A 13,364-nucleotide genomic window follows, 5' to 3' on the forward strand; every position below is an offset into this window, starting at 1 on the left:
TCTCGCGACTACCGCGCCCGCGGTATCCGCGCCGGTCCTACCGCCTCGGCGGCAGCCGATACCGCGGGCGTGGCAGCGCGAATTGTCCACGGTCGCACGACGACCGGACTGGGAGCCCTGGCCGAAGATCGAGCGGTAGACAGCCGATCGAAGGAGCACGTCATGTCGTCTTTTCGTCACCTCCCCGCTGCCGTCGCCGCCGTCCTGGCCGCCGGTCTCGTCGCGGCCGCGCCCGCCTCGGCCTCGACCGTCCTGGTCGCGGACGCCTACGGACTGACCGCCGACCGCGCGATCGCGACCTCGGCCGCCTTCCTCGCCCTGTTCGGGGCGATCCTGGGCGGCGTCGCACTGGCGCGGCCGTCGATCTCCCTGGCCGCGTTCGCGACGGGCGCCGGGGTGCTCGCCGCCGTGGTCGGGGTGTTCGTGGTGGTCACCGCCGACGGTGGTCTCGGCACCGGCAACGGGATCGCGGGCGGGTATATCGCCTTGGTCCTCGGTGTCCTCGGCGCGGCGCTGGGTGGCCTGGGGCTGGTCCGCGTCCGTCGAGCAGGCTGATCGCCGCGCTGGCTGCGGTGCCGCGGAATTCGAGGCGGACCGCCCGTGGCGACGCGCCGGTGGCGGTCGACGGTGGGGCAGGTTCGGTGCCAGGAGTGCCCGCGGACAGGCGTGGCGGACACTCCTGGACCGACTCAGTGGCCGCGGGCGATCCAGTCCGCGAGCGCGGGCCGTTCGGTCCCGATGGCGGTGTCGGGGCCGTGGCCGGTGTGCACCGTGGTGTCGTCCGGAAGGGCGAACAGGCGGTCGCGGATGGAATCGATGATGGTGCCGAAATCGGAGAAGGAGCGGCCGGTCGCGCCTGGTCCGCCCGCGAACAGGGTGTCGCCGGTGAACAACGCCGACAGTTCCGGCAGGTGCAGTGACACCGAGCCGGGGGAGTGGCCGGGGGTGTGCAGCACATCGATATCGGTGCCCGCCACCGTGATCCGGCCGGTGTCGGCCAGCGAGCGGTAGGCGGCGTCGGGGTGGGTCATCCGCCATAGCGGCTCGTCGCCGGGGTGTAGCAGCACCGGGGCGTCGAGGCGCCGCGACAACTCCGGCGCGACGGTCACGTGGTCGTTGTGGCCGTGCGTGCACAGGATGGCGGTGACGTGCCGGGAGCCGACCGCCGCGGCGATGGTGTCGGCGTCGTGGGCGGCGTCGACGATCAGCACCTCGGTGTCGTCGCCGATCAGCCACACATTGTTGTCGACGTCCCAGGTGCCGCCGTCGAGCGCGAAAGTACCCGAGGTGACGACCTTCTCGACGCGGGCGCTCACCAGACCACCACCGAGCGCAGCACCTTGCCCTCGCCCATGGCGGTGAACGCCTGCTCGACCTCGTCGACGCCGATGCGCTCGGTGACGAAGCGATCCAGCGGCAGCCTGCCCTGGCGGTGCAGGTCGACGAGCATCGGGAAGTCGCGTTCGGGCAGGCAGTCGCCGTACCAGGACGACTTCAGCGAACCGCCGTGCGAGAACAGGTCGATCAGCGGCATGTCGAGGGTCATGTCCGGGGTCGGGACGCCGACGAGCACCACGGTGCCCGCGAGGTCGCGGCCGTAGAAGGCCTGCTTCCAGGTCTCCGGACGGCCGACCGCGTCGATCACCACGTCGGCGCCGAAACCGTCGGTGAGCTCCTTGATCCGCTCGACCACGTCGGTGCTGCTCGCGTCGATGGTGTGGGTGGCGCCGAAGTCGCTGGCCCACTCCAGCTTTCGCGGGTCGCGGTCGATCGCGATGATCGTGCCCGCGCCGGCGAGACGGGCGCCGGCGATAGCGGCGTCACCGACGCCGCCGCAGCCGATCACCGCGACACTGTCGCCGCGCGAGACCGCGCCGGTGTTCACCGCCGCGCCGATACCCGCCATCACGCCGCAGCCGAGCAGGCCCGCTACCGCCGGATCGGTCTCGGGATCGACCTTGGTGCACTGCTTTTCGTGCACCAGCGTCTTGTCGGCGAACGCGCCGACGCCGAGCGCCGGGGTGAGCGGGGTGCCGTCGGTGAGCGTCATCGGCGTGCTGGCGTTGTGGGTGTCGAAGCAGTACCAGGGGCGACCGCGCCGACAGGCCCGACATTCGCCGCAGACCGCGCGCCAGTTCAGGACGACGAAATCGCCCTCGGCGACATGGGTGACCGCCGCGCCGACCGACTCGACGACACCCGCCGCCTCGTGCCCGAGCAGGAACGGGAACTCGTCGTTGATGCCGCCTTCGCGGTAGTGCAGGTCGGTGTGGCAGACCCCGCACGCCTGCACGCGGACGACCACATCGTGCGGCCCCGGATCGGGAATCACGATGTCGACGGTTTCGACCGGCGCGTTCTTCGCGCGGGCGATGACTCCGCGGACGGTGTCGGGCATGCGGACCTCCTAGGTTGACGTCGCCGCCAACGCTAGCGGGGTCCAGCCACCGATCACACCTTCTCGTCGAAGACCAGATCGGTCGGCGGGTGGGTCAGGCGCACGGTCGGGCCGTCGACCACGGTGATCGCGTCGAGGCCGGTGGTGGAGTGGCCGGCGGAGAGGATGAAGAAGCGGTCGGCGGCCTGGGCGAGGAAGGCGGGGAAGCCGTCGAGCGAGAGATCGCCGTCGCCGAGGGCGAGGTAGTCGGCGAGGCGGCGGAACAGCTTCGGCAGCATCACCACGTCGTCGGACAGCGACGTCGGCGTGGTGATCGCGGCGCCGCTGGTGGTGGCGTCGGCCGCCCAGACGCCGAGCGGGGTCGGCGCGGTCGCGGCGGCCGTGGCGACGGCGGCGAATTCGGCGCGCAGGGCGGGGAACAGGCTGCGATAGAACGTCGGGTAGGCCAGGCCGGTCGCCAGCTGGTGGTGGTTGAGGGTGAGCCGCAGTAGGGCCACGTCGACGAACATCTCGGTGCCCGCGCTGCCGGGGGACGCGCCGCGCCCGGCGAAAGCGACGCAGCGGCCGTGCAGATCGGCGCCCCTGGTCAGGATGAACCCGGGCACCGCGGTCTGATCGGTGCTGGTCACGGTCTCGTTCGCGTCCCGCACGACGCCGGTGAAGCCGAGCCAGGCGAGCAGCTCCGCAGCCGCCGAGCGCGCCAACGGCAGCGGTTGATGGGTGCGGGTGCCGTGGCGAGGCGTGTAGTGGGTCTCCAGCGAGTCGATGCCGTCCAGGCGCAGCTGCGCGGCACCGGAGGCATTGCGCTTCACCCGGTGCGGGCCGCCCACCCGGTCCCACAGGGTTGGGTCGTCGGGACGGAAGCGCACCGAGTCACCGTCGGGCTGTGCGCCTTCGGCGACGAAGACTCCGGAGATCAGCAGAAACGGCATCGCGCGTCCTTCGGCTCGTGACGATCGCCGCCCGTCGTCGTGCACGGGGCGGGTGGTCGACCGGCTCCCAGTCTGGACATCGGCTGCCGCGCAGGGCAATACGGCGGGGGCGATGGTTCTGTGCTGTTCATCCGGCGGCTACCGCGATCCGCCATAGACGGTGTCGATGGTGATGATCGGTACTGCGTCCTGGACGCGCGGTGGCTCGATGGGCACGGTGGAAGGGACCTGACCAGAGGAGAAACCCATGAATCCGGCTCGCCCGACAGTCCGTGGCACCCGCGCGAGTGTGCTCGCGCTCGCCGTGCTCGCGGTGGGTATCGGCGCCTGCTCCGCCGACCCGGACGTGCCGCAGTCAGCCCCGGTCCCGGTGACCGCCGCCGCGCCCGCGCAGGCCGAGGTGCCGCCGACCACCCGGCAGTTCGACCACAGCCTCGACGACGAACTGTTCGCCGCCGCGGCGACCGACGACGTGGCGCGGGTGCGTGACCTGCTCGCCCGCGGCGCCGATCCGGAGACCCGCGGCGACCAGGGCCGGACCCCGCTGGTGGCCGCCACCAAGAACCGGGCGAGCGCGGCCGCGGTGGCGCTGATCGAGGCGGGCGCCGACGTGAACGCCAAGGACGACCTGCAGGACTCCGCCTACCTCTACGCCGGCGCCGAGGGCTTCGACGAGATCCTCGAGCCGGCCCTGCGGCACGGCGCCGACCTGCGCAGCGTCAACCGCTACGGCGGGACGGCGCTCATCCCGGCGAGCGAGCACGGGCACGTGAGCACCGTGCGGATCCTGATCGCGGCGGGGGTCGAGGTGAACCATGTCAACACCCCGCGATGGACGGCACTGCAGGAGGCGATCGTCTACGGCGACGGCTCGCAGCGCTACCAGGAGACCGTCACCGCGCTGCTCGACGCGGGTGCCGACCCGGGGATTCGCGACGCCGAGGGCCGCACCGCGCTGCAGAACGCCGAGCGGAAGGGTCAGGACGCGATCGTCGCCCTGCTCCGGGGGCGCTGACCAGCCGCTGGCGTGCCGACCGCGACTGTGGGATTCGTTCAGGTCAGCGGGCTACGCTCGGCGATATGGCCGCCGACGGATTGTTCCTCGATCCCACGATCGGCCGACCCACGGACAAGGTCGGGCACTTCACCGACCGGGCGGGCTTCGAGCACTTCGCCGCCGCCTACCGCGTGGGCATGGCGGAACTCCCGCCGCCGGACGCCATCGCCGCGGTGCCGACCTCGTTCGGCCCGGTGCGCGCCTATCGGTTCGGCCCCGGCGGCGATATCCCGGTGGTCCTGCTCGCCGGCCGCCAGGCCTCGACCCCGATGTGGGCCGCCAACCTGCCCGGCCTGATGGCGCGGCGCACGGTCTGGTCGGTGGACAGCGTGGGCGAACCGGGCGCGAGCGGGCAGACCCGCGCGCTGACCGACGGCGCCGATCAGGCGACCTGGGTCGCCGAAACACTGGTGGGACTGGGTGTTCGGCGGGCCCACCTGCTCGGGGTCAGCATCGGCGCGAACCTGGCCGTGCAGACCGCGCTGCATCGCCCGGAGCGCGTCGCCTCGATCGCCCTGCTCGATCCGGCCAACACCTTCGCCCCGCTGAGCTGGAAGATGATCGTCGTCTCGCTGGGCAGCGCCATCCCCGCCCTGCACGCCGGGGTGCGACACCGATTGCTCGGCTGGATCTCCGGTGGCGTTCCGGTCGACGACTCGCTGCCCGAGGCCAGGCTGATCGCCGCCGGGATGAGGGACTACCGCGGCGCCCAGCCCCTGCTCCCACGCCCCACCGAGGACCAGCTGCGCGCGCTCACGGTCCCGGTCCTCGCGCTGTTCGCCGGTCGCTCGATCGTGCACGACTCCGCCGCGGCCGCCGCCACCGCGCGCCTGATCCCCGGCGCCCAGGTCGAGGTCTGGCCCGACGCGTCGCACGCCATCAACGGCGAGTATCCCGACCGCATCGCCGAGCGGTTCACCGCCTTCGCCGCCGGGATCGCTTGACCTGCTTCGGAAGACGGCACGAAGGCGGAGTTCTGCGGCAGGTCGCAGTGCCTGGCCCACGCACGACGAAGCCCCGGCCGGAGCCGGGGCTTTCGTGGGTTCAGCCGAGGATCGAGATCGCCAGCCCGAGCAGCGCGCCGCCGAAAACCACGGTGTTGCGGACCTTCTGGAGCGTCCAGGTCCAGGCCGGGAACCCGGCTTCGGCGCGGTCGAGCAGCGCGGGCACGTCGATGCGCGCCAGTTCGGGGTCGCCGGTGCGGGCGAAGGCGGCGGTCACCGAGCTGACCGCGGTGTGGTTGCTGTAGACGATCACGCAGTTGCCCAGGAACACCAGCCCCAGCACCACCCAGTTCACCGGGCGGGCGATGTCGAGGCCGGCCAGGTTCAGCGCGGCGGCGGTGAGCATGATCGCGGCGACGCTCAGCGGGGCGGCGCTCTCGTGGCCGCTGGCGTCGAAGCGCATCCCGTGTTCGTGCAGCGCCGTGGTGCGCACGCCCTGGCGGGACAGCTCGGCCTGCGCGGTCGCCATGGCGGCCTTGCCGTAGCGGTTGCGCACGATCGGCATGCTCACGAAGGCGGCGGCGATGGCGATCTCGATGGCGGCGACGAGGGTGTTCATGGTGTGCTCCGATCCGGCTTGAACTAAGTAAAAGAACCATAGCTCGCGACTTGAACTAAGTGCAAGAGATTTCTTGAACTTTGTAAAAGTGGTGGTGGCCCGCCTATCGTGGCCGCATGGCACGCGACACCTTGACCAGGGAACAGATCGTCGGCGCGGCGATCGAGCTGCTCGACGAGGAAGGCTTGGACGGGTTGAACATGCGCAGCCTCGGGCAGCGCCTCGATTCCGCCGCCACCGCCATGTACTGGCACGTGAAGAACAAGGACAACCTGGTGCGCCTGGCCGTCGACGAGGTCTGGGGTGAGATCGAGCTCCCCGACCCCGATGCCGCCGACTGGCGCGCGGCGGCCGAGGCGATGGCCACCGGCATGAACGCGACGCTGGCCAGGCATCCCTGGCTGGTGCAGGCGCAGGCGAGCCATCTGCTCTACGGCCCCAACAAGTCCCGGCACGACGAGAATGCGCTCGCGGTCTTCGAGACGGCCGGCTTCGACGACGAGGAGGCCGATCGCGCGGTCGCCGCGATCTTCCTGTTCGTTCTCGGCAACGCCACCGGTCCGGCCGCCAACGTCTCGTTGCGCAGGCGGCTGGGCAAGGGCGGCGCGGACCCGGAAACGCAACTGGCGCAGGCGATGGCGGAGGCGACCGAGATCGCCGCCGCCTTCCCCCGGCTCCGCGCCCGGATCGACCGCGCGGCGGGCACCGGCTACAACGCCGCCCCGGACAGCACCTTCCGGTACGGGCTGAGCGCCCTGCTCGACGGCATCGGCGCGCGGAAGGCGCGCTAGCGCAGCGCTATTCGGCGTCGGCGCGGATCCGGGCCAGTACTGCGCCGACCACCAGGAATCCGCTGTCGACGACATCGGCCAGCGGCTGCCGGTAGTCGTCGAGTACCCATTTCTGGGCGATGATCAGGATCGCGCCCACCAGGCCGAGGACCACCATCCGCGCGCTCGGCGCGGGATGGGAGTCCAGGTCCACATACGGTGTCAACAGCGCCAGACAGATGTCGACGAGCGCGTCGAGCACATCGTGGTAGGCGCGGTCCACCGTCGGGCTCACGCCGAGGATCTCGAAGAAGGCGATCCGCGGCACGCGCGGGTCGTCGAGGATGAGCTGGAAATACGCCGTGAGCGCCCCGCGCACCCTGGTGTCGATATCGGCGTCGACGTCGCCGATGCCGACGTGGATCGCCTCCAGCATCCGCGCGGTGACCTCGCGATACACCTCGAGCAGCAGATCCTCGCTGTCGGTGAAGGACTCGTAGAAGTAGCGCTTCCCGACACCGGCCGCGGCGCACAGGGTGGTGACTGTGGTGTTGCGGTAGCCGTCGGTGCCGAAGGCTTCGGTGGCCGCCTCGATCAGCCGGGCGCGGCGGTCCTGCTGGCGCTGCCCCGGTGCGGCGCCGCGGTACCTGCGTCCGTCGGCATCGAGTTCGGGCGCGTTCACGCCATCGATTCTGTCAGGTGGCCCGCGGGGGTCGGTGCGGCGGTTGGTGGTTGCGGGGAATCGGCCGAGAACATGTTCTTGCGATCGAACGTGACGCAGGCTACGTTACTTCCCGGTACGGGAACGTCGTGGTTCCCGATGGTGGAGGGCTGAGACCGAAGCATGATCAAATATCGAGGGCGACTGGCCGCGCTGGTCGCATCCGTCGTCGTGTTCACGGGCGCCGTCGCATCGGCCCCGGTCGGCCAGGCGTTGCCGGCGAACGGGGGGCTGGACGCGCAGTTCGTCGCCACCCACAACGGCCCGCAGCAATACCCGAACGTCTTCATCGAATGGGACGTGCCGATCACGATGAGTGACGGAACGGTATTGAAAGCCAACGTCTATCACCCGGCAGGCGCCGACGGTCAGCCGATCACCGAGCCGACGCCGACGATCGTCAACATGACGCCGTACACGAAGCTGGTGTCCAACGTCGCCGACTCGGCGCTCGCGGTGCCCGGCCTGTCGGACGTGCTCATGCCGGTGCTGCAGAACCTGGACTTCTCGGCCTTCGGCTTCAGCAGCCTCAGCGACATGATGAAGGCGCTGCCCGGCGGCGCGGCCCGCACCTTCGGCGTCGACCGGAACCTGATCCGCGGCGGCTACACCCAGGTGGTCGTCGACGTGCGCGGCACCGGCTTCTCGCAGGGCACCTGGCAGGTGTTCGGCGAACGCGAGCAGCTCGACGGCGTCGAGGTCGTCGACTGGGCCGCGGCGCAGGGCTGGTCCAACGGCAAGATCGGGATGAGCGGCATCTCCTACTCAGGGATCAACCAGCTCCAGACCGCGCAGCGGCACCCCGCCGCGCTGAAGGCGATCTTCCCGATCGTGCCCGGCAGCGACCTGATCCGCGACGTCGCCGCGCCCGGTGGCGCGCTCGGCGTCGGCTTCATCCCGCCGTGGCTGCTCGCCGTCGACGGCGCGAAACTGCTGCCGGACCTGGTGTCGATCCTGAACGGCAAGTTCGACTGGACCTGGCTGGGCGACCGGGTGCGCGATCCGTTCACCTTCTTCAACGTGCTCATCGCGGCCCTGACCACGCCGAGCGTGGACCAGATCCCGCCGGAGATGGCCAGCATCCTCGACGACGAGAGCCCGCTGCGCACCGCCTGGGTCGGGCAGCCGGACCAGGTGCAGGTGCCGACCTTCCTCTACGGCGGCTGGCACGACATCTTCACCTACTCGACCCCGCGCATCTACAACGCCGTCGATGTGCCCGCCGAGCAGAAGAAGCTCGTCATGGGCAACGTCTACCACGTGACCGTGAGCTCGGGCCTCGGCCAGGCCGGTGCGCCCGCGCCGCTGGAATCGTTGCAGCGCGCCTGGTTCGACAAGTGGCTCAAGGGCATCGACAACGGCGTCGACCGCTACGAGCCGGTCACCCTGTGGCAGCAGGGCAGCGAGCAGTGGACCACCGACGTCGCCTTCCCGCGCCCCGGCATGCAGTACCGGCGGATGTATCTCGATCCCGCGTCCTCCGGCTCGGCGCCGGGCGCCCGCTTCGACGGCAGCCTCGTCGCCGCGCCCGGTGCGGCACAGCGGGTCTCGGTCGATCCGAGCCTGACCACCATCTGCTCGCGGGACGCCGCGCAGGGCACGGCGGGCCTGATCCCGCTGCCGGACGTGTGCGCCAAGGACGCGCGGATCAGTGAGGGCGCGGCGCTGACCTTCACCACCGCGCCGGTCACCCAGCCGACCCGGATCTCCGGCGCGATCGCCGCGCACCTGAACACGGTGCTCGACGCGACCGACGGGTACTGGACGGTGACGGTGAACGATGTCGCGCCCGACGGCCGGTCGACGGTTTGGTCGCAGGGTCAGCTGGTGGCCTCGCTGCGCGCGATCGACGACGCCGAGTCGACCCGCTCGCCCAACGGCGACTACACCGACCCGTACCCGATCCTCACCCTGGACACCCGGCAGCCGGTCGTCCCTGGCGAGCCGACCACGATCGAGATCGGCATCCGCGCCACCGACGGCGTCCTGCTGCCGGGCCACCGCCTGCGGATCGACGTGTTCGCGAGCAACTTCCCCAGCGGAATCCCGCTGCGGCCGTTGCTGAACGAGAGCGGCCTGCGCACCCAGCACCTCGAACTCGACCCGGCCCGCCCGAGCTGGATCAACGTCCCGCTGGACACCGATCCCGGCTGGTGATGTCCGCCGCGCGCACCCCCGTCTCGATGCCGAGGCGGGGGTGCTGTGCTGTCGCTACCAGGGCACCCTGGTGACCCGCGCGCCCGCCGCGTCGGCGAGGCGGGCGAAGGTGACGGCGTCCTCGACCGCGGCACCGTCGTGGTCGTTGTCGAAGTAGACGAACATCTCGGCGTCGTCCGGCCAGGTGCCGGTCAGACGATCGACCCAGCTCGCCAGCGCGCGGCGACCGTAATGCGGTGGGGGAGAGGCACGTCCGGCGTGCAGGCGCAGGTAGGCCCAGTCGGTGGTCCGCCATCGCGGGGTGACCGGCCGGGAGTCGCGATCGGCCCAGGCCAGGGCCGCGTCGCGGGATTCGAGCACGGTCCGGATCTCGTCGGTCCACCAGGAGTCGTGGCGTGGTTCCACCGCGACCCGCACGGTGGTGGGGAAGCGGCGTAGGCATTCGTCGAGCAGGGCGGCGTCCGCGCGCAGGGTCGGCGGTAGTTGCAGCAGGATCGGGCCGAGCCGATCGCCGAGTCCCGCCGCGTGGTCGAGCAGCCGCGCGACCGGTTCCGCCGGGTCGCGCAGCCGCCGGAGGTGGGTGAGATAGCGGCTGGCCTTCACCGCGACCAGGAAGTCGGCGGGTGTGCGGTCCCGCCAGGCGGCGAAGGTCTCCCGGCTCGGCAATCGGTAGAACGCGCTGTTCGATTCGACCGTGGCGAACGCCTCGGCGTAGCGCTCGAGCCACCGCCGCGTCGGCAGGTCGTCCGGGTACAGCACGCCGCGCCAGTCGCGGTACTGCCAGCCGGAGGTGCCGACGCGGATCACCGCACCCACCTGCCTCTCGCTCGCGCGGTCGATCGGGAAGGGTCGTCGTGCCTTCCATTGTGGTCCCGGGCGGATCCGGCAGACTGGGGTGGTGAGCGCAGCTGGCAGCGGGCGGGCTCGACGAGGCGCGGTAGCGGTGTGGCGGTGGGTGCGCAGCGCGCCGGGCACCTATCTGTGGCTGGCCGCGCTGGCGGTGACCACGGTGATCATCCGGCGACTGCCGGACGACGAGGCGCGCCAGTGGCTGGGCCACCGGTCGACCAATCTGCACCATCTGGCCGAGGACCCCGTCCGGGTGCTGATCGGCAGCGCGTTCTGGATCGACGGGGGCAGCTGGTTCGCCTACGCGGTGCTGTTCACCCTCTTCCACGCCAACACCGAACGCTGGCTCGGCACGCTGCGCTGGCTCGCGGTGGCCGTGGTCGCCCATGTGGGCGCCACCTATCTCAGCGAAGGCGTGCTGCTGTGGGCGATCCGCAACGACGACGCGCCGGCGCGGGCGATGTACACCCTCGACGTGGGCGTCAGCTACGCGCTGGCCGGGGTGGCGGCGGTGCTGGCCTATCGGCTGGTGAGGCCGTGGCGATGGCTCTACGTCGTTGGCGTGCTCGCGGTCGTGCTGCCGCCGGTCTTCGTGAATCGCACGTTCACCGATGTCGGGCACGCGAGCGCGGCTGCCATCGGCTTCGCCTGCTACCCGCTCACGCGGGGACGCGGCGGCACCTGGAACCCGGGCGTCCTCGTGCGCCGGTTCCGGCGTCGCACCTCGGCCGGGTGACCGCCGTCACCCGCTCGCGGCCGGATTTCGGGGAAATCGCTGCAAAATAGGTGTTACCTCAAATACTACGTACATGTATCATTTCCTTACCGCACGACCGGCGCACCGTGGCGCCCGGCGCTCGACCGAGCAACGCGCGGTAGGACGAGGAGTACCGATGAAGCTACTTCGCCGGGCCGCACGGCGACCGGAGGTAGATCCCGGCAAGGTCGCCCTGCACGCTCGCAACGTGACCTTCGACTGGTCGGATGTCGACCTGCAGTGGATGTCGGCAGAGCCGTACGCATCACACCTGATCAGCGCGCTGAACATGCTGCTGCCCGAGGGTGAGCGCATGTTCATCGTGACCTACCGCGAGGCACTGGCCCTGGTGAAGGACGAGAAGCTGCGCGAGGACATGCTCGGCTTCATCGGACAGGAATCGATGCATGCGGAGACCCACGAGAAGGTCCTGCACGATGTGCTCACCGCCAACGGCATCGACGCGGGCCCCTACGTGCGGCAGATGGAATACCTGTTCCGCAAGACGCTGGGCCCGCGCGGCGGTGACGACCGCGCCGGACGGCAGATGCTGATCGAACGCCTCGCGTTCATCGCCTGCCTCGAGCACTTCTTCGCCTGGCTCGGCGACTGGGTGATCAACGCCGACCTGGAGAAGTTCGGCGCCGACCCGCGCATGGCCGACCTGTTCCGCTGGCACGGCGCCGAGGAGGTCGAGCACCGCAACGTCGCCCACGACGTCGCCGAGTACTTCGGCGTCGGCTACGTGCGTCGCTGCGCCTCGATGATGCTGGTGTTCCCGATCTTCATCGCGCTGGTGGTGCGTGGCGCGAAATTCCTGGTGCAGCAGGATCCCCAGCTGCCCGACCACGGGTATCCGCGGGTGATCACCTCGATCCTGGGCGCGATGTGGCGCGGCGCGTTGCCGGGCATCCCGTCGCTGCTGATCAGCGCGCTGTCGACCTTCCAGCCCGGCTACAGCCCGGAGACCGTCGGCTCGACCGCGCAGGCCGTCGCCTACCTGGCGCAGTCGCCCGCGGCGCGGGCGGCGGCCTCGTGACCGTGCGCGACGTGCCGCAGGCGCTGCCCGGCGACCTCTACGGCAAGCATCGCCACGATCCCGGCACCCGGGTGCTCGACGCGATCGCGACCGCCCGGCTGCGCTGGAGCGCCCTGGTCAATCGCCGTGATCCGCGTCCGCGCGTCGACGATCGCCGGTTCCCGGTGGTGGTCACCGAGCGCCGGATCGTCGCGCACGACCAGGACGTGGTGAGCCTGCGGCTGGAAGCGCCCGACGGCCGGGTGCTGCCCGCGTGGCGCCCGGGCGCGCACCTGGATCTCGAACTGCCCTCCGGCCTGCTGCGCCAGTACTCGCTGTGCGGTGACCCCGCCGACGAACGCGCCTACCGGATCGCGGTGCGCCGCATCCCCGACGGCGGCGGTGGTTCGCGCGAGGTGCACGACGAGCTGCCGGTGGGCAGCCGCTTCGTGGTGCGCGGCCCGCGCAACGCCTTCCCGTTCGCGGTCCCCGGCCACGGCTCGCCCGCCCAGCGCCTGCACTTCGTCGCCGGCGGCATCGGCATCACCCCGATCCTGCCGATGGCGCGGCTCGCGCACCGGCTCGGCGTGCCGTGGACGATGGTCTACACCGGGCGTTCCCGCGACACCATCCCGTTCCTGGCCGAACTGGAGAGTTTCGGCGAGCACGTGATCGTGCGCACCGACGACGAGCACGGCCTGCCCGACGCGGCCGCCCTGCTGCCCGAGGTCGGTGCGGGCACGGCGGTCTACGCCTGCGGCCCGACCCCGATGACCTCGGCGATCGTCGCCGCCGTGCGCACCATGCCCGAGGTGGAACTGCACTTCGAGCGGTTCTCGCCGCCGCCGATCGTCGACGGCACCGCCTTCGAGATCGAACTCGCCTCCACCGGCGCGGTGATCGAGGTCCCCGCCGACCGCAGCGCCCTCGACGCCATTCTCGCGACGCGCCCCGACCAGCCCTACTCGTGCAGGCAGGGCTTCTGCCGCACCTGCGTGGTCAAGGTGCTCTCAGGCGAGCCCGATCATCGGGAGAACACCCTCTCCGATGCCGACCACGCCGCAGGCGACATGCTCGCCTGCGTATCCCGTTCGCACGGTGAGCGATTGGTGCTCGACCTGTGAGTTCGATTCCAGGACAAG

The 13,364-nt window shown here is 71.0% G+C and carries 14 protein-coding genes; 8 read left to right on the plus strand and 6 right to left on the minus strand.

Translation table 11 applies throughout. The annotated features are described in order from the left end of the window. The first annotated feature begins 162 nt into the window (after positions 1 to 162). Complete coding sequence (locus AB0L91_RS30500; RefSeq protein ID WP_365015883.1) at positions 163 to 555, plus strand: DUF6223 family protein; 393 nt, start codon at positions 163 to 165, stop codon at positions 553 to 555. Positions 556 to 689: 134 nt separating this feature from the next. Here AB0L91_RS30500 and AB0L91_RS30505 read toward each other — a convergent pair whose 3' ends face one another. From AB0L91_RS30505 to AB0L91_RS30515, 3 genes are read right to left on the minus strand one after another with little or no spacing between them, the layout of a single operon-like run. Then, positions 690 to 1,316, minus strand: coding sequence for an MBL fold metallo-hydrolase (locus AB0L91_RS30505; protein ID WP_365015885.1), 627 nt, complete (start codon positions 1,314 to 1,316; stop codon positions 690 to 692). Then, on the minus strand, positions 1,313 to 2,398 hold the full coding sequence (locus AB0L91_RS30510) for an S-(hydroxymethyl)mycothiol dehydrogenase (protein WP_365015887.1): 1,086 nt from the start codon (positions 2,396 to 2,398) through the stop codon (positions 1,313 to 1,315). The genes AB0L91_RS30505 and AB0L91_RS30510 overlap by 4 nt, the downstream gene beginning before the upstream one ends. A 53-nt stretch (positions 2,399 to 2,451) precedes the next feature. Next, positions 2,452 to 3,330, minus strand: coding sequence for a hypothetical protein (locus AB0L91_RS30515; RefSeq protein WP_365015889.1), 879 nt, complete (start codon positions 3,328 to 3,330; stop codon positions 2,452 to 2,454). A gap of 247 nt (positions 3,331 to 3,577) precedes the next feature. Here AB0L91_RS30515 and AB0L91_RS30520 point away from each other — a divergent pair, with 247 nt between their 5' ends. Beyond that, on the plus strand, positions 3,578 to 4,345 hold the full coding sequence (locus AB0L91_RS30520; RefSeq protein WP_365015891.1) for an ankyrin repeat domain-containing protein: 768 nt from the start codon (positions 3,578 to 3,580) through the stop codon (positions 4,343 to 4,345). Between the two features lie 65 nt (positions 4,346 to 4,410). Then, positions 4,411 to 5,331 (plus strand): alpha/beta hydrolase, encoded by a 921-nt coding sequence (locus AB0L91_RS30525; protein ID WP_365015893.1) that lies wholly within the window; start codon positions 4,411 to 4,413, stop codon positions 5,329 to 5,331. Positions 5,332 to 5,431: 100 nt separating this feature from the next. On the opposite strand, the gene AB0L91_RS30530 is transcribed toward AB0L91_RS30525, so the two are convergent. Next, positions 5,432 to 5,950: a hypothetical protein gene (locus AB0L91_RS30530; RefSeq protein WP_355278885.1), complete on the minus strand. Its 519-nt coding sequence runs from the start codon at positions 5,948 to 5,950 to the stop codon at positions 5,432 to 5,434. 116 nt (positions 5,951 to 6,066) lie between these two features. Between AB0L91_RS30530 and AB0L91_RS30535 the strand changes: the two genes are divergently transcribed. Then, the gene (locus tag AB0L91_RS30535; RefSeq protein ID WP_365015895.1) at positions 6,067 to 6,741 is read left to right on the plus strand and encodes a TetR/AcrR family transcriptional regulator C-terminal domain-containing protein; all 675 of its coding nucleotides are present in this window, start codon (positions 6,067 to 6,069) and stop codon (positions 6,739 to 6,741) included. Between the two features lie 7 nt (positions 6,742 to 6,748). Here AB0L91_RS30535 and AB0L91_RS30540 read toward each other — a convergent pair whose 3' ends face one another. Further along, the gene (locus tag AB0L91_RS30540; protein WP_355278890.1) at positions 6,749 to 7,402 is read right to left on the minus strand and encodes a TetR/AcrR family transcriptional regulator; all 654 of its coding nucleotides are present in this window, start codon (positions 7,400 to 7,402) and stop codon (positions 6,749 to 6,751) included. A gap of 162 nt (positions 7,403 to 7,564) precedes the next feature. Here AB0L91_RS30540 and AB0L91_RS30545 point away from each other — a divergent pair, with 162 nt between their 5' ends. Beyond that, on the plus strand, positions 7,565 to 9,598 hold the full coding sequence (locus tag AB0L91_RS30545; protein ID WP_365015897.1) for a CocE/NonD family hydrolase: 2,034 nt from the start codon (positions 7,565 to 7,567) through the stop codon (positions 9,596 to 9,598). A gap of 54 nt (positions 9,599 to 9,652) precedes the next feature. Here AB0L91_RS30545 and AB0L91_RS30550 read toward each other — a convergent pair whose 3' ends face one another. Then, complete coding sequence (locus tag AB0L91_RS30550; RefSeq protein ID WP_365015970.1) at positions 9,653 to 10,405, minus strand: DUF72 domain-containing protein; 753 nt, start codon at positions 10,403 to 10,405, stop codon at positions 9,653 to 9,655. Positions 10,406 to 10,496: 91 nt separating this feature from the next. Here AB0L91_RS30550 and AB0L91_RS30555 point away from each other — a divergent pair, with 91 nt between their 5' ends. The 3 genes from AB0L91_RS30555 (at position 10,497) to AB0L91_RS30565 (ending at position 13,346) form a co-directional block, all read left to right on the plus strand. Continuing rightward, a complete protein-coding gene (locus AB0L91_RS30555; protein ID WP_365015898.1) occupies positions 10,497 to 11,183 on the plus strand; it encodes a rhomboid-like protein in 687 nt (228 codons plus the stop codon). A 157-nt stretch (positions 11,184 to 11,340) separates the two neighbouring features. Continuing rightward, positions 11,341 to 12,243 carry a metal-dependent hydrolase gene (locus AB0L91_RS30560; RefSeq protein ID WP_365015899.1) on the plus strand — a complete coding sequence of 301 codons (903 nt, stop codon included), beginning with the start codon at positions 11,341 to 11,343 and terminating at the stop codon, positions 12,241 to 12,243. After that, the gene (locus AB0L91_RS30565) at positions 12,240 to 13,346 is read left to right on the plus strand and encodes a PDR/VanB family oxidoreductase (RefSeq protein ID WP_365015900.1); all 1,107 of its coding nucleotides are present in this window, start codon (positions 12,240 to 12,242) and stop codon (positions 13,344 to 13,346) included. The genes AB0L91_RS30560 and AB0L91_RS30565 overlap by 4 nt, the downstream gene beginning before the upstream one ends. Positions 13,347 to 13,364 lie beyond the last annotated feature (18 nt).

The organism is Nocardia sp. NPDC051833, from assembly GCF_040681225.1.
Classification (GTDB): domain Bacteria; phylum Actinomycetota; class Actinomycetes; order Mycobacteriales; family Mycobacteriaceae; genus Nocardia.

Bases quoted from the DNA above. Each gene is read 5' to 3' on its own strand.
- AB0L91_RS30500 (WP_365015883.1), top strand. From the start codon at position 163: ATGTCGTCTTTTCGTCACCTCCCCGCTGCCGTCGCCGCCGTCCTGGCC.
- AB0L91_RS30510 (WP_365015887.1), bottom strand. From the start codon at position 2,398: ATGCCCGACACCGTCCGCGGAGTCATCGCCCGCGCGAAGAACGCGCCG.
- AB0L91_RS30515 (WP_365015889.1), bottom strand. From the start codon at position 3,330: ATGCCGTTTCTGCTGATCTCCGGAGTCTTCGTCGCCGAAGGCGCACAG.
- AB0L91_RS30520 (WP_365015891.1), top strand. From the start codon at position 3,578: ATGAATCCGGCTCGCCCGACAGTCCGTGGCACCCGCGCGAGTGTGCTC.
- AB0L91_RS30525 (WP_365015893.1), top strand. From the start codon at position 4,411: ATGGCCGCCGACGGATTGTTCCTCGATCCCACGATCGGCCGACCCACG.
- AB0L91_RS30530 (WP_355278885.1), bottom strand. From the start codon at position 5,950: ATGAACACCCTCGTCGCCGCCATCGAGATCGCCATCGCCGCCGCCTTC.
- AB0L91_RS30535 (WP_365015895.1), top strand. From the start codon at position 6,067: ATGGCACGCGACACCTTGACCAGGGAACAGATCGTCGGCGCGGCGATC.
- AB0L91_RS30545 (WP_365015897.1), top strand. From the start codon at position 7,565: ATGATCAAATATCGAGGGCGACTGGCCGCGCTGGTCGCATCCGTCGTC.
- AB0L91_RS30560 (WP_365015899.1), top strand. From the start codon at position 11,341: ATGAAGCTACTTCGCCGGGCCGCACGGCGACCGGAGGTAGATCCCGGC.